At 52.1% G+C, this 16,745-nt stretch carries 17 protein-coding genes; 2 read left to right on the top strand and 15 right to left on the bottom strand.

Translation table 11 applies throughout. The annotated features are described in order from the left end of the window. Positions 1-4 precede the first annotated feature (4 nt). From BQ7489_RS05980 to BQ7489_RS05920, 13 genes are read right to left on the bottom strand one after another with little or no spacing between them, the layout of a single operon-like run. On the bottom strand, positions 5-2,341 hold the full coding sequence (locus BQ7489_RS05980) for a zincin-like metallopeptidase domain-containing protein (protein WP_004294393.1): 2,337 nt from the start codon (positions 2,339-2,341) through the stop codon (positions 5-7). Positions 2,342-2,368: 27 nt separating this feature from the next. Beyond that, entirely contained in the window at positions 2,369-4,174 is a 1,806-nt protein-coding gene (locus tag BQ7489_RS05975) for a hypothetical protein (RefSeq protein WP_004294394.1), read from the bottom strand. Positions 4,175-4,189: 15 nt separating this feature from the next. Further along, entirely contained in the window at positions 4,190-4,474 is a 285-nt protein-coding gene (locus BQ7489_RS05970) for a hypothetical protein (protein ID WP_029429260.1), read from the bottom strand. 23 nt (positions 4,475-4,497) lie between these two features. Further along, complete coding sequence (locus BQ7489_RS05965) at positions 4,498-5,328, bottom strand: M23 family metallopeptidase (RefSeq protein ID WP_004294396.1); 831 nt, start codon at positions 5,326-5,328, stop codon at positions 4,498-4,500. Positions 5,329-5,353: 25 nt separating this feature from the next. After that, positions 5,354-6,019 (bottom strand): hypothetical protein, encoded by a 666-nt coding sequence (locus BQ7489_RS05960; RefSeq protein WP_004294397.1) that lies wholly within the window; start codon positions 6,017-6,019, stop codon positions 5,354-5,356. Between the two features lie 14 nt (positions 6,020-6,033). Beyond that, the gene (locus BQ7489_RS05955) at positions 6,034-6,717 is read right to left on the bottom strand and encodes a hypothetical protein (protein WP_004294398.1); all 684 of its coding nucleotides are present in this window, start codon (positions 6,715-6,717) and stop codon (positions 6,034-6,036) included. Positions 6,718-6,745: 28 nt separating this feature from the next. After that, positions 6,746-7,441: a hypothetical protein gene (locus tag BQ7489_RS05950; RefSeq protein WP_007219674.1), complete on the bottom strand. Its 696-nt coding sequence runs from the start codon at positions 7,439-7,441 to the stop codon at positions 6,746-6,748. Continuing rightward, positions 7,422-7,919 carry a PH domain-containing protein gene (locus BQ7489_RS05945; protein ID WP_004294400.1) on the bottom strand — a complete coding sequence of 166 codons (498 nt, stop codon included), beginning with the start codon at positions 7,917-7,919 and terminating at the stop codon, positions 7,422-7,424. Before BQ7489_RS05945 ends, BQ7489_RS05950 begins: the two co-directional genes overlap by 20 nt. Beyond that, positions 7,916-9,319, bottom strand: a complete 1,404-nt coding sequence (locus BQ7489_RS05940) for a toprim domain-containing protein (RefSeq protein WP_004294401.1) — start codon at positions 9,317-9,319, stop codon at positions 7,916-7,918. Before BQ7489_RS05940 ends, BQ7489_RS05945 begins: the two co-directional genes overlap by 4 nt. Before the next feature lie 41 nt (positions 9,320-9,360). Further along, a complete protein-coding gene (locus BQ7489_RS05935) occupies positions 9,361-10,809 on the bottom strand; it encodes a toprim domain-containing protein (RefSeq protein WP_004294402.1) in 1,449 nt (482 codons plus the stop codon). An 8-nt stretch (positions 10,810-10,817) separates the two neighbouring features. Then, positions 10,818-12,392 carry a hypothetical protein gene (locus BQ7489_RS05930; RefSeq protein WP_004294403.1) on the bottom strand — a complete coding sequence of 525 codons (1,575 nt, stop codon included), beginning with the start codon at positions 12,390-12,392 and terminating at the stop codon, positions 10,818-10,820. 24 nt (positions 12,393-12,416) lie between these two features. After that, complete coding sequence (locus tag BQ7489_RS05925; RefSeq protein WP_004294404.1) at positions 12,417-12,641, bottom strand: hypothetical protein; 225 nt, start codon at positions 12,639-12,641, stop codon at positions 12,417-12,419. Positions 12,642-12,661: 20 nt separating this feature from the next. Further along, a complete protein-coding gene (locus BQ7489_RS05920; protein WP_004294405.1) occupies positions 12,662-13,420 on the bottom strand; it encodes a DUF4099 domain-containing protein in 759 nt (252 codons plus the stop codon). Between the two features lie 140 nt (positions 13,421-13,560). Between BQ7489_RS05920 and BQ7489_RS05915 the strand changes: the two genes are divergently transcribed. After that, positions 13,561-14,313: a M23 family metallopeptidase gene (locus tag BQ7489_RS05915; RefSeq protein WP_007219671.1), complete on the top strand. Its 753-nt coding sequence runs from the start codon at positions 13,561-13,563 to the stop codon at positions 14,311-14,313. 58 nt (positions 14,314-14,371) lie between these two features. On the opposite strand, the gene BQ7489_RS05910 is transcribed toward BQ7489_RS05915, so the two are convergent. Continuing rightward, positions 14,372-15,142 (bottom strand): LuxR C-terminal-related transcriptional regulator, encoded by a 771-nt coding sequence (locus BQ7489_RS05910; protein WP_007219670.1) that lies wholly within the window; start codon positions 15,140-15,142, stop codon positions 14,372-14,374. Positions 15,143-15,294: 152 nt separating this feature from the next. Between BQ7489_RS05910 and BQ7489_RS05905 the strand changes: the two genes are divergently transcribed. Beyond that, complete coding sequence (locus BQ7489_RS05905; RefSeq protein ID WP_007219669.1) at positions 15,295-15,777, top strand: hypothetical protein; 483 nt, start codon at positions 15,295-15,297, stop codon at positions 15,775-15,777. Positions 15,778-15,914: 137 nt separating this feature from the next. Here BQ7489_RS05905 and BQ7489_RS05900 read toward each other — a convergent pair whose 3' ends face one another. Continuing rightward, positions 15,915-16,733 (bottom strand): phosphoribosyltransferase family protein, encoded by an 819-nt coding sequence (locus BQ7489_RS05900; RefSeq protein ID WP_004294409.1) that lies wholly within the window; start codon positions 16,731-16,733, stop codon positions 15,915-15,917. Positions 16,734-16,745: the final 12 nt, after the last annotated feature.

Raw genomic sequence — 16,745 nt, 5'->3', positions numbered from 1 at the left:
ATTTCTACCTCCTCATGGTTGGACGTTGTTCGTTCTCGTTCTCTTCGTCGGTTGTTTCTGCAGGCCCGTTTTGCTGTGCCTTAGACATACCGTCACAATCCATCACGTATGCCCGTAGCGCATGAATTTGCTGCCTTGTTTCCTCATTGTCATGCTCGAATACCAATATGATTTTATTTGCATCATACGGAACGCGTTCTTTGCTCGGAGGCAGGTTCAGTTCGTTCGCAATGGTCTCCGCATCATACATGGAAGCGTAATAATTGTTCCCATGTTTGAAAAGGACAACCGCTTCCGGTTGTTCCTCTTTGATTTGCTCGTACTTACCATACATTTGTTCCGGTATATCTTTTATGGACAACTCTTTTAGGGATGAACCGGTTTTTTGGGCTTCTCCATCGGCTTGTTTCGAGTTCTTGTCTTTATCCTGTTGTTGGGTATCTTCTTCTTGTCTCTTTCCGGCAGTCACTTCCTGCGTCTGTCCTTTACGCAGCACATCGGCAAATAGCGTGGCCGCCAGATGGCATTTGTATTTGGCACGGTCCTCCGCCACCCACATGCGTTGCCATTGTTGCCGGGTGACGCTTCGGGGTTGTAATTTCTTTCCGTCAATGGTCGCCACGCACAGAGTCCCTTCTTGTTTGGTCTTGAACACGGACACGCGCTGAATCCGGTTCAGGTCAATGTCCTGCGCCCCGCTGCTGAACAGGTCCACTTTCAGGTCGGGTTGTGTTTCCGCCAGCGCATAATACTTGTGCGCCAGCTCCATGCGTACATTTTCGATATTGTCCATCGACTGTTTGAGTGTGGAGAAGAAGCGGTTCAGGTCGTCCTTGTCGGGATAGATACTGTACCCGCTCTGATGTTCGGGCTTCAGATACAGCGCCCAGCGGTTCTTGTCGTCCTGAATCATCTGTACTTGGTCGAAGCCGATTTCGTCCGCCCGTTTGACCGCGGGCGTTATGTCCAGTGTGGAGAGCATTTCCAGCGCCCAGTTTTTCAGCCGGGCCAGTGAGATCTGTTTTTGGGCGAAATAAGTATCATCGGGCCTGTACCCCCATGTGCCGTCAGGATTGAAGAAACGCACGTTTTCGATCCCTTCCCTTCGCAAAGCCCTGCCGATACGGGCCTTGTTCATGCCCGGCACTTCATTGTCCACTTCCGGCGACGCACCGGCAGGGAGTATCACGTCCGCCGATTTCGAGGACGGGTCGATGACGATGACAATGGTCCTGTCCTCCTTGTTCGGGTGTTTCCGGATCTCGTCGGCTACATAGAAATGCTTGGGTAGCTGCTCCTGCATGTCCGAGGTCTGCCGGCGGTTGCGCATCGTGGCATATTCGATTTTCTCGCCCCGTTCTGCCTTATGGATTACTTCGAGGGCGTTGTTCACGTCGCCTTCGAGGGCATCCATCAGGTTGGGGTTCTCCTTGAGTTCCCGGTTCCAGTAGTCCACCAGTTCAAGGCTTTTGTCGGACAGACGGGCGGGCAGCCCCAATTCCAGCATTTTGATTCCCGAAGCCACCTCCACGATTAGCCGTTCCTGTTTGAGGGCATCTTCCGAGGGACCCATGCCGTTTTTCATCACCATGCCTTCACGGGCCAGCCGTTGCTGGTGTCCTGTGGCACTTACGATTTGCCGCAGTGCCTCCTGTACATAATCGTTGTAGTGTCCGAAATCCCGTTGGCGCGGCATATAGACCGCATCGCGATCTGTCTCGTAATGGGGCATTCCGCTTCCGTCCGAACGCACGGGCACGAGATTATCCCTCATTTTCAGCAGGAAATCGTTGAAACGGATATGCAATCGCCGTTCGTCGGCCTCGGAATATCCCCGTTCCACGGCACTGCCGTCTTTCAGCAATACCATATCGTATTCCTCCTTATCCACGTAAGGCAGTGTCGTTTGGTCGATATTGAAGAGCGTGCGGATCTCCCGGTTATGTATGCCCTTGTACTGTTTCTGCACCTCCTCGTCCAGTTTCAAATAGGCATCCCGGCTGATGATGTCCTCCGGGTTGTTGCGATGGACGTACTTGTTCCAGTTGTAGAACAGGAACGGGACTCCCTGCTCGTGCTCGCGTACCGATGTGCCACGTGCCTTGGCATCGCTGTAAAGGGTGAACAGGTTGGTCTTGCACCCGTTCCGGTCCGAATGCAGTGCCATGAACAACCCGTTGAACGGGCTGACGGCGACGCCGCGCGGATAGAATTTCGGAAAGCCCTTGCCTGCGGCGTTGAGCCAGTGTCCTCCGGCATTCGACGCTTCGTTCAAAGCCGTGGAAAGCAACTCTATCTGTCGCTCCTCGGCATTCTTTTCTATTTGCGATTTCTCTTTCATACTCCAATTTTTTTGTCGGTTACGGGATTACTGGATGCCTCGCGTCCGCACGATGGTCTCCTGTTGTCCGTTGTCGTAATTCTGCGAAGCCATCTGGCGGAGACGGTCGCTTTGGACGAGCACGGCATTGGCCAGCGTGTTCAGCGGCAAGGCACCGGCACGGTAGGCGTCCGCCACCGTGGAATTAAGCTGCACCGTGCAGGGCACGTGGTCTATCGTGGCAATAAGGGTATTGCCTTGCAGTACCGGATTCACAATACGTGGATTGAGCGGCTCATCGGGATAGCGTCTGTACTGCACCTTTTTGTCGGTCGTGGCCACATTTCCGTTTCTCTCCGTCCTTTCTTTTCCCAGTGCCTCATGTCCCGCCTTGTTCAGCAGGTTCGCACCACCCAAGCCGATAAGCAACATCTTCAGCATCGGATTCTTGACGAATATGCCCGCCACGATACTCGCTATCGGCAGCAGGTTTTCTTTCAGTCCCAGCGATTGCGTCTTGCCTGTGAATATACCCAATAGCATGTCTGGCAGCATGGCCAACACACTGCCCGGATTACTCATGACTTCGCTGAAACCTTCCAGTCCGAGGAAACGGGTCAGCCCATCCCAACCGTTCTCGTTGGTCTGTATGGTCTGCGGTTCTTGCCCGGACGGCTCTTCCCGTATCGTTTTCTCGGTGGAGACTGTGGAAACCTGCACTTCTTTCGCCTCTTTTTCCCTCTGTTCGGATTCCTGACCGGCTTGTTCCGCTTCGGTATTCCCTCTTTCCAAGTCTTGCAGATAGGCTTCCTCCTGTCCGGGAGCGACCACCAACGGCACATCTTTATACCGTTCCGCCCGCTTCCGTTCTTCCCCGGCAGTTTCTTCCCGCCACGGCATATTTATACTGTCTGTTTTCCACCAATCCATAAAATCGAATGTTATAATCGGTATCTTTTTCTGTAACTCTCCGTTGGCTTCGGACAAGAGTGTGTTCTCTTTGGGTGGAATCGCCGCTGCTTCCTTACGGAATCCCTCGAACACATTGCTTTCGCTGCCGAACACCCCCTTGCTGATACACTCCTCCGCAGAGAGCGTCTGTGTCTCTTCTGCCCCGAAGTGATCGGCAACGGCCGAGATGGCTGTATCCGCTCCGATGAACCGTGCGAAGCTTGCCCATGAACCTGCACCGCCCAGCATGACGGTATCGGCTGAAGCCCCCAACACCCAACCTGCGCCTTTCTCCAACTTGCTCGGACGATAAGCGGCCTCTCCGCGCTTCTCTATCTCTTCGGCCAGCGGCGAGCGGCTTAACGCCTGCGGCAACCCCAACAGACTTGATTCAGCCGCTTTGCGGATGATGTAGTCCGCCGAGGACTTGGGCATACGTTCCTTTACCAGATGGTCTATCATCAGTTGCTCCACGCGGTAGTCCACGAAGGCGTAGGCGAGGTCGCAGCCCAATTCCTGCGACAGTTCATCGTAACGCTTGCGTCCGACTTCCAGCACGACGGTATCGCGCCACTCGCCGGCCATGTAGGCGAGATCGTGCTGTATTTCCTCCGACGAGAGAATCCGTTCCTTGCACATCCCGATGTAGTCTTCGGTTGTCTTGGAGTTCCATTCTCCTGTTACCTTGAGTGTTTGGTACGGGTCGGAGAGCGGTTGGCCCGCCGACGCCATCATGCCGAGTATGCCGCTTATGGAAGTCGAATACTTCTTCATTTCCTCGCCCTGCTTCTCGGTCAGGTAGGTTTGCGTCTGCGTCATGACGGGGACGAGATGATAGCGGAAATAACTGCCCATGAGAGTCTCTATTTCCGCAAACCTCCTGCTATGTTTGATTTCGTCCATATAATCAATATCTTTCTATATCATGTTTATCTGTTTCAGCAGTTGTTCCTTCGTTTGTTCGATGGCGTTGTGGTACACTTCCATTTGCTTGGGGAAAAACTCTTCGAGCCATGCATCTTTTTCGATACGGTCTTGAATGAAGCGTACCGCCTGTTCCCGTTCGATTTCCACCGAGGCTTCCCCTTCTTCCCGGTTGTTGAACCATGCTTTCGTCCACCAGCGGACTCCGGCGCGGTCGGGATAGACGGAGACGATCCTCGATATGTCGAAGCTCTGGATGTCGATGTCCAGCTCCGCCAGCGGGTCGATGAGTCCGCAGCCCGCTACAGCTTCGTCATGAAGTTTTTTTTTACCTCGCCGCCCATTGTGGAGAGGTACACCTCATGCCGCAGGGCAAGGTAGTTCAGGAAATCCGCTATCAGTAGGTTCTGAACTTTGCTGGCAAGCGGCATGGCTTTGCGCCCCAGTCCGAGGGGATTGGCTATGCTCGGCATCTGCTCGTAGAAATACTCTTTCATCGCTCCCATCGTGAAGATGTGGCGTAGCGACTGTTCCGTATGTGCGGGCACCGTGTACGCTCCCCGCTGCAAATCCTCCATGTAAAGCGGCAGAAAGCGGAGCATCAGCTCTTCTATTTCCCTTTGGTCCTTCTCGTAGTCGTTTGTTACCCCAGTTTCCGTATCGTAAAAACCTGCCGGGCCGTTGCCGTCGGTTTCCTGCAAAGCCTTGATGTTGCCGTACAACATGGTCAGGAACTCTATCGGGTTCAGCTCCTCGCCCTTGAATTTGACTTCTATATGCAGCCGTTCACCGCTCAAAGCCACCGTTTGTCCGGCTTCCACCCGCTGTCCGAATTGGGCGAACACATTCGACAGATGACCGTATGTCACCTCGTACCCGCCGTAACGGACTGTCTGGCAAATGCCGTGTACCGGGTCGTTTCCCACGCCCGACACGATGCCGCTGGCCACAGCCGACAGCATGTAGCACCGCGCTTTGAAGTCTATCCCGTGATGAAAGAACTTTTCTCCCGTTGTCGGGTGTACCTGCTCACCGTAACCGAGCGACAGTTCCACGTCTTTTCCCCGCGGCTCTTCGAACGGCATACAGTAGCCGCTGTCCGAGTGCAGGATCATTTCTTCCGTATATTTCATTGTGATATATATTTTTTATGTGTTCCTACCTTCTCATTCCTCCGCTTTGCGCTTGTTCCTCCGGAGAGAGTGTCGGCGTCTGTGTCCTCGATACCGTTTCCGAGGGAACCGTGCGGACAACGCCCGCATTGTTACCGATAAGCATCATGCCCAGAAACAGACCGGCGATTTTACCCAGCCAGCCGGAACGTCCGAACACGAGGTACGCCGCCGCAATCAGTCCTGCAATGTTCAATCCCGACACATTGCCTCCTCCGAGGTTTCGCAAAAAGCCGCTGAGCATGTTGAACAACCCACCGCCGGAGGCTTCCCGCAGGAAGTTCGATACCCCGTTCAGTTTCGAGTCCGCGCCTCCCACAGCCTCGCCTATGGCAGAGACCGTCTCTCCGGCTTTGTCTTTCAGTTCCTTCATGTCTTCGGTCGTACCTGCAAGGGCATCCGTGGCGGATTTGCCAACTACGGCCTCACTGACGATCCGTGCGACACTTTTGTCGGTGGTCAGTTTTTCCCAGCCCACATAGCCGACGGCAGCTCCGGCGGTAGCCGTCTTGACCGCCTGCCCGGCTCCCCGAAGGGTCTGCGAGGGATGCAGTACCGCATGACCGGCACTTTTCCCCGTCGCATTGGCGGCCTTGCCCATGCCTTTCATGGCCTTTCCGCCGTATTTCAATATCGTATCCCAAGCTCCCATATTTTTATTCTTTTTTAGGGTCTAACATTTCTTCCATTTTGCCGCCATCGTCTTTGGGCGGCTTTCACGATGTCGTACTTGTCTGCGACAGGGCGTGCGCCCTCGTCGATTTCCCGCCAGATGTCGCCCATCGTGGTATATTTCACGGCTTTGGTCAGCCGTTGCAGCGTCCGGTTCATCGACCGGAGTTTCGGGCGTATGCCGAACACGATCTCCATACGTTCCCTTTCCGTCATCTTGTTGTCCGACAGGCAGGCCGTGCGGATGTCGTTCACAATCTCCACGCTGTTCAATATCATCTCCCGATAAATCTGGTTGCGCCGCGTGGAGAGGGCAACGGCCAATGCGTTGGTCGAATGTCTGCTCAATTGTTTGGTGAAGTCGCCCATGTTGTCTGTAAGCTGCGATATTTCATGGTAGAAACCGTAAATCTGAGCCGCATAGCAGACAATCGAGCGGAACGAGTTCAGGTAATTGTTGAACTCCCGTTGCAAGTCCGTCGTGCCTTCCACTTCTTCCTTCGTCCACACATGCCCTGTAGTTTGCATCAGCATGACCTTCTCTTGGTTTTTCAGTTCCTTCTCGGCCTTGTTGGTATAAACCAGAATCATTCCCGCAAGGGTCGCATCGTTCTGCGCCTGTACCTTCGAGATACCGGCGCACAGCAACAGAATCCATATCGAGATTATCCGCTTCATCGTTCTTCGTTTTTTATTTCCCTTCTTTTCAACGGGCGATGGCTGCCGCCCTGCGCCAGCGGGACATGGCCAGACGGGCCACCTCGCCGTTGCTGCGATCTATCATACCCGCCGTTATGTTGTTCCACACGTCGTTCAGGGTATAATAGCGCAGGCTCAAATAGAGCAGATGCAGTTTCCGGCTGAATGCCGCAAGCTGATCGTTCAACGCCCACAGGGTTTTGCTCCGTTCCGCCCCCGTGAGCATGTTTTCCGTTCCGCCTTTGGCCACGGCATCGTTCAGCAACGTGAACACGGAAACCAGTTCCGTCGCCGTCTCGATATAGAGGTTGTTCATGTTCATGCTGGCAACGATACCCTGCGGATTGTTCCGTATCGCGTTACCCAATTTTCCCAGTGTGAGGAAAATCCGCACGCCGTCATTATAGAGGTGCGTGCAGGCTTTCAGTGACGAGGCATAGCCGCTCGCCGTCTTGAGATAGCTGTTGTACTGTTTCTCCCACTCGTGTATGCGGTTGAACTCTGCTGCGATACTGTTTTGCATCAGGGCAGTCTGCGTCTGTCCTTTGATTTGTTTATCTATCTGGCCGTTAATCAATTCATTGCCCTCGGCCAACGCCGCCCATTCCAGCGGGTTTGAGGCAGCAATCTGCGCCTTGGCCAGTTGCGGAAGCAGACCGACAAATACAACACACACCCATATACTAATGATTCGTAATCTCATAGATTCCCTTTTTTCGTTTATTGATTTCCACACGTTCACGGATAATCGCCACGATGTCGTCCCTACGCCGTATGCCGATAAGGTCGAGCCTTGGCGTGTTCCGGTCCATTGAGAGAATGCGAACCGTCTTTAACCCGCAAATCTGTTGCAGGAGGCTCTGGTGTTCTTGAAAGTCCACGATACGGTACAGTTCCATGTAGTCCACCCTGCGTATGAAAATGCCGTGTTCGCTGACAAGCTGTTCTTCGCCGACCCTGTAACGTATCCGACGCAGGTAGATGAAGCGATACAGCAGCACGATGAGCAGAAATAAGGAAACGACTCTCGCCATACTACTCAATGGCAGACCTTCCATGCCGCCGTGCACCAGCCCCGCCATGCACACGAACATCAGCGGCAGTTCGTCTATGACGAATTGCCCGGCGTGCGGCCGCAGGATGACGTTCCGGCTGTCTTGTATGGGATGCAGTGCGCTCATCGGCGAAAATGGGTCTGCCGCTCCTGTCCGGCTTTTTCTTCCGGCTCCTGCTCCTGTCCCTGTCCGACGGATGCTTCCTGCTGCTTCCGTTCGGCCAGAAGCTGTCCGTTCCAGCTCGTATAGCGATAGTCCGGCTCTTTACGGGTAATGGCGACGTCGTGTTCCTTGTCGATACCGAGGAACTCCCGCAGTTTCACCCGGAACTCCCGGTAGCATTTGTTCATCCTGTTTATCTGGTCCTGTACGTCTTCCGGGGCGCACAGCCTGCTCGAGCTCATCGAAAAGGCTTCATCCCGCTCGGCATCGAACTCTATGCAGCTCTCTTGCAGACCGCCCTTGGGCAGCAGATAAAATTCCCCTCCGTCCAGATCGTCGCCGTCCGGTATGGAATCGAGGTACGGTTTCCGTTCGGGTGTTACCTCGATGGCCTCACGTATCGTGCGGTATATCTCCTTTTGCAGACTTCTGGCAAGCACGCTTCCCGTATGGTCGTTGTCGAAACAGATATGCTGCCGGGCGGGGATTGTCTGCTCCAGCACGCCCCGCATCTGTTTCTCGGTCAGGTCACCGCCCGTCGAAATGAAGACCGCCTTTCGCAACTCTTGGTTTTGCGCCCGATGAAGCTGGTAAAAGGCCATCGCGTCGTAGGCGCTCCCGAACCAGTAGATATGTTTGGCCTCGGCAAGAGGCGTTCTGGCAGGGCTGGCGATCCATAGCCCTTCGTCCGTATTGCTGCCTTCTGCCATGCCTTTGTAGCTGTCTTGTCCGTCCAAGCGGGCGCGTCCGCACTCCTCGAAGCCTACGATTCTGTCCGTATTTTGGGGTAACGCCATCGGGAAAGCGAGGCAGATGTCCCTATGCCCGTCTTCGCAGTGTCGGGTTGCCAGACAGAAATCCCGGTAAAAGGCGTGCTGCGTGCCGAGGTCAATACCGCGGTGCTTGAAATAGGGGGCGAATTTCTTCTGCACTTCCCGGTCCTTCGGGTCGAACTTCTGAATGTCGTATTCCGTTATGTCGAACGGTCGGATCTCCCGTTGGGGCTGTACGATCGGCACCTCGTATTCCTCTTCGACGGGTATGTTCAGCAGACGGCTGCATACGAGGTCCACCAACTGGTTCAGGTCCATTCCCTCATAATATTCCGCGAATAACGTCGGGTGCTCCTTGATGAACGAAACGACGTTGTATTCTTTCTGCTGGGGTGGTTGGCAACAGCACTTCCCATGCTGTGTGATGACGAACTTGTCGCCCCGGATACGCTTTCCCTCGTTGTCCGTGCGGATAAACGAGGAGAGACGCAGACCGAAGCGTCGGTTCTGGCGGTAGCCGGCATCGAGCAGTATATCCCGTATGTCAATCCTTTGCAAAAAATCGTCCTGTGTAAGTTCCTTGTCATTCATTGTTTTCTCTTTTATTGTTTCATGTGGGGTGTGCCGTGTTGTCATCGGTGGAAACGTACTTGCCGTTCCTGTTCGGGTTCTTCTCTTCTGGCCGGCTCTTCGTGAACTGATTCTTGCAGCTTGGCCTTTGCCAAGAGCTGTTCGTTCCAGTCCTTATAGCCTTTTTCAGCGGGCTCGTACACAATAAGGCCGGTGCCGTCCTCGCCGGGAGCGGGAAGATTACGGATCGCATCCTCTATGGCCATGATATTTTGTCTCATGCCCTCCAGCGTTTCCTCACTGGCCGAACCCTCGGCAAGAGCCATCTCGTACTCATCTTGGCACACCATGCTCATCTCCTGCAAATATCCGTCGCCGATTGTCCGATAGTCAAGCGTACCATCTTCCCGATAGATTTCTTTGGGACGTAAAAGCGTGCCGACTATCCTGTGAAAGTCGAAGGGTTCGAGTTTTATTTCGTAGTTCTGGTTCTCCTCGCCGCTGATACGGACCTGCAGTTTGTCGTCTTTCGTCACGTTGCTGGTGAATGTCTTGCCCGCATGGGTGAGCGCGAAGTTGATGGCGAAGATCTGCCCGGCACGGTCCCCGTCGAAGCAGAGATGGTGGTAAGCGTGTGGAGTGGCCTCTGTCATGGCTTTGAACTGTTGCTGGCTCGGTGCTCCGCCGGTAGAGACGAACACTCCCTTTCTAAGTTCCTTGTCCCATTTCTGGTTAAGCTGGTAATAAGCCATTGCGTCGTAGGCACTCTCGAACCAATAGATACGCTTGGCTTCCGCAAGTGGGGTCTTGGCAGGGCTGGCAATCCACAGCCCCTCGCTCGAATTGCTGCCCTCGGCCTTGCCTTTGTAGCTGCCGCTTCCGTTCATTCTTGCACGTCCCCGTTCTTCGAAGCCCACGACCGTACCGTCGCCTTTGGGCAAGGTCAGCGGAAAAGCGAGATTGGTGTATGCCGCACCGTCCTCACGATGTTTCGTCGCCAGACAGAAGTGGCGGTGGAAGGCATATTGCGTGTAGAGGTCGATACCCCGGCTCTTGAAATAAGGATAGAACTTCTTCTGTGTCTCCCGGTCCTGCGGGTTGAACTTGTGGATGTCGTAGTTCGCGATGTCGAACGGGCGGATGTCCCGCTTGGGCTGGATAATCCATGTTGTCCGGTCCTCGATGGGATGGTTCAGCAGCCGGTTGCACACGAGGTTCACCAGCCGGTCGGGAGACATGCCCACACGATATTCAGCGAAAAACTGCGGGTGCTCCTTGATGAACGAGATGATGTTATAGACTTTCTGCTGCTGGGCTTGGAAACAGCATTTTCCCTGTTGCGTCACGATGAACTTGTCGCCGCGGATACGCCGCCCATCGCTGTCCAGACGGACATACGAGGGATAACGCAGGCCGTCGCGCCGGTTCAGGTGGTAGCCTGCGTCAATCAGCACATCCTGAATGTTCAGCCTTTGCAGGAAGTCGTCGTAGGTTAGGTCTCCTTCTCTCATAGTTGTCTTTATCTCCCTCTTCTCATATCGTTAATATCCTGATTCATCTGTGCCTCGAAATTGCGTATGGCCACGTCTCTCGGCGTATCGACACCGGGTTTGAAATACGGGTGTGGCGGGCCACCGAAACGCTCGCCGTAGAACTCCGGACCGTGATGATGATGCCGCAAGCCGTGGACAACGCCCGCCGTGATGACGGTTCCTGCCGTGAGGGCAGCGAAAATCTTCACGCCGAGACCGCGCTGCGCTTCCGGACGCATCTTCATGTCCACCTCGCTGAATATCTTCGAAAAGATTTTCATGCGGTGGTAGTCATCGACCGCAAGGAATTTGTCGTAATCCTTCTGGCTGATCTCGTGGCTGATGACTTGCCCGTCGATGACGGCCGTCATCTTGTACTTACCCTCTATGGGGGATGGGTGTACGGCTATTTCGTCGACCTCGACCTCCCTGCCGTGCCGTTCTTCCCGGTACCAGCCCTTGCGCTCGTCGAGCACGGAAATATCCCGTCCATCGACGGAAGCGGTTGCGCCATACGGCATCTCCTGCCGGAGTCGGGTTTCCAGCGGGGAGAGAATTTCCTGCTCCTGTTGCTGACGTTGCGTCAGTTCCTCCTGTACTTCGGGGTGCAGGCCGAGGGCGATACGCCGCTCGCTGTCGAGATCCGCCATTGTTACCTTGTCGGCGAAATCCGCCTTGATTACCCCGTTCAGGACTTCCAGTCGTTTCTCGACAGGTTGCTCTTCGATGGAGTTGGAGGTCAGGACGGCCGTTTCTTCTTCCGTCAGGTCATAGACCAGATCGGCGGCCACCTTTTCGGACTGTACGGTCAGGGTCCGTGCCTCCTTATCGACGATAAGACCATGTGAGGCGAGGCACTCCTGCCATTTCTCGTTGGAAAAATAGACCGGAGAAGCAATCAACTCCTTGTAGGTACGAGCCGGTTCCGTACTACGCGGACGGCTGACCATCGGCGTGATGACCGTTTGCAAGTCCTGCAGGACATCGGTCTGTCGTGCGGACTGTATAGGTTGTCCGTCCTTGTACTTGTAATAGAATCCGTAGCCGCCCGATTGCAATTCGCCCGGCTTCATTCGCCCGTCCCACCGTTCAGGGACAATGGGTGGTCCCGGATAGAATAGTTGTCCGCCGACCCGCCGCAGATGGAAACCCCACTGGTGGCGTGGCGTCCAGCCGAGGAACGGAGGCGGCATACCCAGCCGTCCCACACGTCCGTATTCGCCGATACCGATACGGTAGCCGTGCAGTCCCATAGCGACACGACCGTTGGCGTTACGGGCATGGACGAAGTTCTTGGGCATATAAAAGTCTTTCCCTACAATGCTCGTGAACACGTTGTAGGCTTTCTTGTTGGCCGAGTTTGTCCCCCAGTCTGTCAGGGCCAACATCTGACGCTCGGTAAGGTCATAGGTCAGCAGAGGCGAATCGTGGCCCTGTACCACGAGCCGGTAGCCCGTGTCGTCGCTGACTACGTGGGCCTGCATACCGTTACGCCTCAATATGTCCTGCATTTCGGGTTGCAGGTCCATCATTCGGGGGTTGGTATTCTTTCGTATCGCCATAATCCGTTGTTAAAAAGGTTTCCGTTATGCATCTTCGTTCTCCATCGCCGCTTCCAGTTGCTCGTCTTTGTAATGGACGAACTCGGCAGCGGATTCGTTGCCCACCATGAGACCGTGCTCCTTGCAATAGCGGGTATATTCCTCCTGCCACTCGGCTGAAAAATGGTTCACATAGTCGAGCCAGCCATATTCGCCGCGCTCCATCTTCTCGATAAGTACCTCTTCGGGATAATATTGGTGTTCTGCCATATTTGATGAATGTTAAGATGTTATTTGTGAAGTCCCGCCGCACGGTTACGCTCGGCGCTTTTCTTCTGTTCATTCCACAGTTCCTCGGTATATTCCTCTTCGGGAACGTAGTCGAGGTTGCCGTCGTCGTCCATCACCCAGCAGCCGTACACGCCGAAAGTGTACTTGTCCCACTCTCGCTTGGGCTGTTCCTTCCATTTCTGGCTGTCACCCGAACAGAAGCGGATGCCGGTCTTGTCATGCAGGTCGATACCCACCGTAACGGGTTCGTCGTCCACGACCAGTGTCAGAGGTTCGCCGTTTTGCATTCCGTTTACCTCTACCGGACCGAGATGCATTATTTCGGCCAGCACTTGCAGATTGCGCCCGATAATCGGCGTAGGGACATACATCACTTGCTTCGTTCCCTCGTCTATCTGCACGAATGCCTTGCTGTGCCGCCCGTCCGCTGTTTCCACGTCTGCGATGATGGCCTTGCCGTCGAGCAACTGTTTCTGTTGCGCCTCGTCATAGCGTTCCAGCGGCGAGGATTCCAAAACGGGATAAAACACCACGTCCGGCCGGCCGTCGTCCCTGCGGACAAGGGCGAAGCGGCTGCGGCTCTCAATCAGTTCTCCTTTCTCGTCAAGGACACGGACCGGAAGCACGGGAGAGTGTCTGCCGTCGCAAATCTCGTCAAGGACACGCATCGGCAAGTCCTCGATCATCTCCTGTGTAAGCCCGAATCGGGCCAGTGTCGGATAGGGTAATTCAATTAGTTCAAATCGTACTGTATTCATATTTAATTTTGTATTTTGAATTATACTTTGCAAAGATAGATTCTTTTCATTTACTTGTATATAATAGAATAATATTAGTGTATTAAGAGTGTTTATTTTTATGTTCAGAGTATGATTTTACGCATAAATTCATACTCTGAATGCCTTTTTTATTGTACTTTGGTCGAAAAAGGTCGTGGAAACGGGACATCTTGGGCGGAGCTGGTTATATTTGCCGCATGAGAAAGAAACTACTGGTTTTGATGGCGGGCATTGCGGGCGTCGCAGGCCCGGTCCAAGCACAATTCAATACGGTTTCGACCGTACCATCCCGATACAGGGTCGAAGTCGTTTCTGCTGATAGGGATAATGTGGCGACCTTGCCCGGAAACACGCTTTCCGTCCAAGACACTTTACCGTCGGCAGGAGACGCTGCCTCGGCATTACCCGCCGACACCTGCAAGCACGTATGGATAGAGCGTTACCTTAGCGTAAGCTATCCGCTGCGCCGGATGAAAATCAATTCGCTTTATGGGTATCGGAAAGACCCTTTTACCGGAAAAAAGAAGTTTCACAACGGAATCGACCTCCATGCGAGGGGCGACGAGGTGATGGCCATGATGGCGGGAGTGGTAGTGAAAGTCGGGCAGGACAAATCCTCCGGTAAGTATGTGACCTTACGGCATGGAGACTACACGGTCAGCTATTGCCACCTATCACGTGTTCTTACCCGGAAAGGAGCGGCTATCCGACCGAGGGATGTCGTCGGCATTACCGGTTCGACAGGACGCAGCACCGGTGAACACCTGCATATTTCCTGCAAACTCGAAGGCAAAAGCATTGACCCGTCAGTGATACTGGATTACATCAGATCCATACGCGAAGAGTGTGTGGCGGCATTGACCGAACTATAGTTGTCCATGATTTTATTCTTCTTACCTTATCTGTTTCTATGAAACGGGAACAAGAATATCATTTTTTGTCAAATAGGCACAGTCTTTGGGCAAAATTTATAGCTTCAGCAGAATTATTTGCTTTTAACTTTTGCAATATGTTTTGCCTATGACTATTTACAGTGTTAATGCTAATTTGCAGGGTATCTGCAATTTCCTTGCTTAACAAACCTTGCTTCATCAAACGTAAGACTTCTAATTCTCTATTTGTCAAAGGCTCATTCAATGTATCAGATAAATCTATAAAAATCTGGTCTCCTGTTTTTAAGTTATACAGATGGCTTTTGGTTATTTCCAGTTCTTGGTTTGCATCAATGTCAATAACTGACAGCATAAGCCAAATATTTCCCGATTTATCCAACTCAAGAACTTGTTCCTGTTCTATTATGCGGATATATTCACCTCGGACATTTCTTATCCTCATTTCATGAATGGCTTTATAGTTCATCTTTTCTGCATCGGAGAATGAACGTAATATCGAATAGATTTTCTTTCTTACAAGTAATCCATAATCTATATCGTCCGGATGTATAAGTTCTATAACCTGCCGATGTCCGTCAACAAACAACCTGCGGGAATCAACTCCATATAATTTAGGAATATTGTCAGAAACAAAAACAAATTTATTAGTGTAGCAATCAAACACCAATACAATACTATGCGTAATTTCTGAAAGTTTAATCCAGTCTTCTTTCCTTTTTTCAAGAATGGAATAATCAATTTCATCAAACATAGTGTTTGATGTTGGAAGTATATTTATGATTTTCTGTTCTATTTCATCAATCATCATGCTTGCTACAACATTTATTATTAAACAGTTAAACTGTACTCATTATAAATGACTATTGCCCTTGGAGTATATAGCATCTATCTTTGCACAAAGATACGCAAAAGAGTATAAGTATAAGATAAATAGATGTTTAATGTTTTAATTGTTTCTGTATGATAAAAAAGATTTGTTTAACGACACGGGACGGCAAAAGAGTTGTAGGTTGCAAAATTGTAGTGACATCAGTATTTGAAACTGACATTGAAAATATTTGGTGTAAGATTCAAGATATTGATACTTTAAGGGAGATTTGTAAACCCAAAGCAAGTTTTATATCCTATGACGATGTTCCTTCCGTCTGGAAAGAGGGAGAGACATTTTGCTTCAAATTGTTCCTTCATAGATTTATCCCTATTGGAAAACATACAATAAGCATAATTAAGATAGACAAAAAGTCAAGAGAGATAGTTTCAAATGAGTATAATAAAAGAGTAACTATATGGAATCATTATATTCAAATGGAAAAGATTGCAGAAAATGTTACAAGATATACAGATAGTATTGAATTGCATGCGGGTTATTTAACTCAGTTTGCAGCTTGGTGGGCTCTCAAATTTTATAAGCATAGGCAAAAAAAGTGGCAGGAAATTATATAATACAAGCCTAAAAACTATTTACAGAACTTTGGAGGTTATGCTGTTTACCCGATATGCGGAAGCCTTTCAGCAAATAGCGTAACCTCTTCTTTCCCATTCTATTTGTTCTTTCATATTGCTGGTTTCAACAATTTTTTTCAACCAGTTTTAATGTAGCCGCCCCAGACCACAGCCTTTACCAGTAACATCGGCGGTACGCTGACGGTCTTGCCATAGAAAATGGCCGCCACCACTTTGCCACCGCACCGCTCTATCTCCTCCTTGTAGTCAGCCATACTCTGTCCGCTCGTCAGCACGTCATCCACGATGATGACCTGTTTCCCTTTTATATCCCCCGTAATCCGGTAGTTCCTTTCAAGGATGCGGTTTTCGCCGCCCTTGGCCTCGTGCAGGCTGTCGCGTGGCTCGAACACATCGACATCGTACAGCCCCGAAGTCCGTCCCTTCCGATGGGTCCTAATGTACCAGTCAAGACGCTTGAACCGCCGGGCATACTTGAACTCGTCGCTGCACGGCATGAACATGATGTGGTAAGGGGCATCGTCCAGCTTCAAGGCGGACATACATGCCTTGAAAAAGCCGATACCGTGATTCTCACCCTCTTTGAACTGGTAGAGGGAACGGCAGAACGCACGCTGTTCTTCGTTGAGCAGGTCTGTGTACCGCGAAGGATAGTAATACCCGTAGAAAACGACCTTTATCCCGTGTGACTTGAACGGTTCGAGCGGTCGGTGGTCCTCGAAAAAGTCCGAACGGGCAAGACAGAACATCTTGCAGGCCTCCCGATGGCCCGCCATGACAGCCAGACGGCAATAACGGTCACGATCCTCGGCGGTAGCGGCTGCCCGTGCGGCTGCGAATGCCGCTTCTCCGGCCTTCCTTCTCCAGAAACCGATGACATATAGGAGAAGAGCCACGACACTGCACAAAAGAATAAACCAAAGTTTCGCTTCCATAATCGGCCGGAT

The organism is Bacteroides ilei (genome assembly GCF_900128495.1).
Classification (GTDB): Bacteria; Bacteroidota; Bacteroidia; order Bacteroidales; family Bacteroidaceae; genus Phocaeicola; species Phocaeicola ilei.
The sequence above is the reverse complement of the archived record's forward strand: the minus strand, read 5'-3'. Positions and strand labels throughout refer to the sequence as shown.

What these genes read in the sequence shown, in the direction of transcription:
- BQ7489_RS05975 (WP_004294394.1), bottom strand. Translation starts at nt 4,174, where the DNA reads ATGGACGAAATCAAACATAGCAGGAGGTTTGCGGAAATAGAGACTCTC.
- BQ7489_RS05945 (WP_004294400.1), bottom strand. Translation starts at nt 7,919, where the DNA reads ATGAGCGCACTGCATCCCATACAAGACAGCCGGAACGTCATCCTGCGG.
- BQ7489_RS05965 (WP_004294396.1), bottom strand. Translation starts at nt 5,328, where the DNA reads ATGAAATATACGGAAGAAATGATCCTGCACTCGGACAGCGGCTACTGT.
- BQ7489_RS05930 (WP_004294403.1), bottom strand. Translation starts at nt 12,392, where the DNA reads ATGGCGATACGAAAGAATACCAACCCCCGAATGATGGACCTGCAACCC.
- BQ7489_RS05920 (WP_004294405.1), bottom strand. Translation starts at nt 13,420, where the DNA reads ATGAATACAGTACGATTTGAACTAATTGAATTACCCTATCCGACACTG.
- BQ7489_RS05900 (WP_004294409.1), bottom strand. Translation starts at nt 16,733, where the DNA reads ATGGAAGCGAAACTTTGGTTTATTCTTTTGTGCAGTGTCGTGGCTCTT.
- BQ7489_RS05935 (WP_004294402.1), bottom strand. Translation starts at nt 10,809, where the DNA reads ATGAGAGAAGGAGACCTAACCTACGACGACTTCCTGCAAAGGCTGAAC.
- BQ7489_RS05950 (WP_007219674.1), bottom strand. Translation starts at nt 7,441, where the DNA reads ATGAGATTACGAATCATTAGTATATGGGTGTGTGTTGTATTTGTCGGT.
- BQ7489_RS05905 (WP_007219669.1), top strand. Translation starts at nt 15,295, where the DNA reads ATGATAAAAAAGATTTGTTTAACGACACGGGACGGCAAAAGAGTTGTA.
- BQ7489_RS05980 (WP_004294393.1), bottom strand. Translation starts at nt 2,341, where the DNA reads ATGAAAGAGAAATCGCAAATAGAAAAGAATGCCGAGGAGCGACAGATA.
- BQ7489_RS05915 (WP_007219671.1), top strand. Translation starts at nt 13,561, where the DNA reads ATGCCTTTTTTATTGTACTTTGGTCGAAAAAGGTCGTGGAAACGGGAC.
- BQ7489_RS05925 (WP_004294404.1), bottom strand. Translation starts at nt 12,641, where the DNA reads ATGGCAGAACACCAATATTATCCCGAAGAGGTACTTATCGAGAAGATG.
- BQ7489_RS05940 (WP_004294401.1), bottom strand. Translation starts at nt 9,319, where the DNA reads ATGAATGACAAGGAACTTACACAGGACGATTTTTTGCAAAGGATTGAC.
- BQ7489_RS05960 (WP_004294397.1), bottom strand. Translation starts at nt 6,019, where the DNA reads ATGGGAGCTTGGGATACGATATTGAAATACGGCGGAAAGGCCATGAAA.
- BQ7489_RS05910 (WP_007219670.1), bottom strand. Translation starts at nt 15,142, where the DNA reads ATGATGATTGATGAAATAGAACAGAAAATCATAAATATACTTCCAACA.
- BQ7489_RS05955 (WP_004294398.1), bottom strand. Translation starts at nt 6,717, where the DNA reads ATGAAGCGGATAATCTCGATATGGATTCTGTTGCTGTGCGCCGGTATC.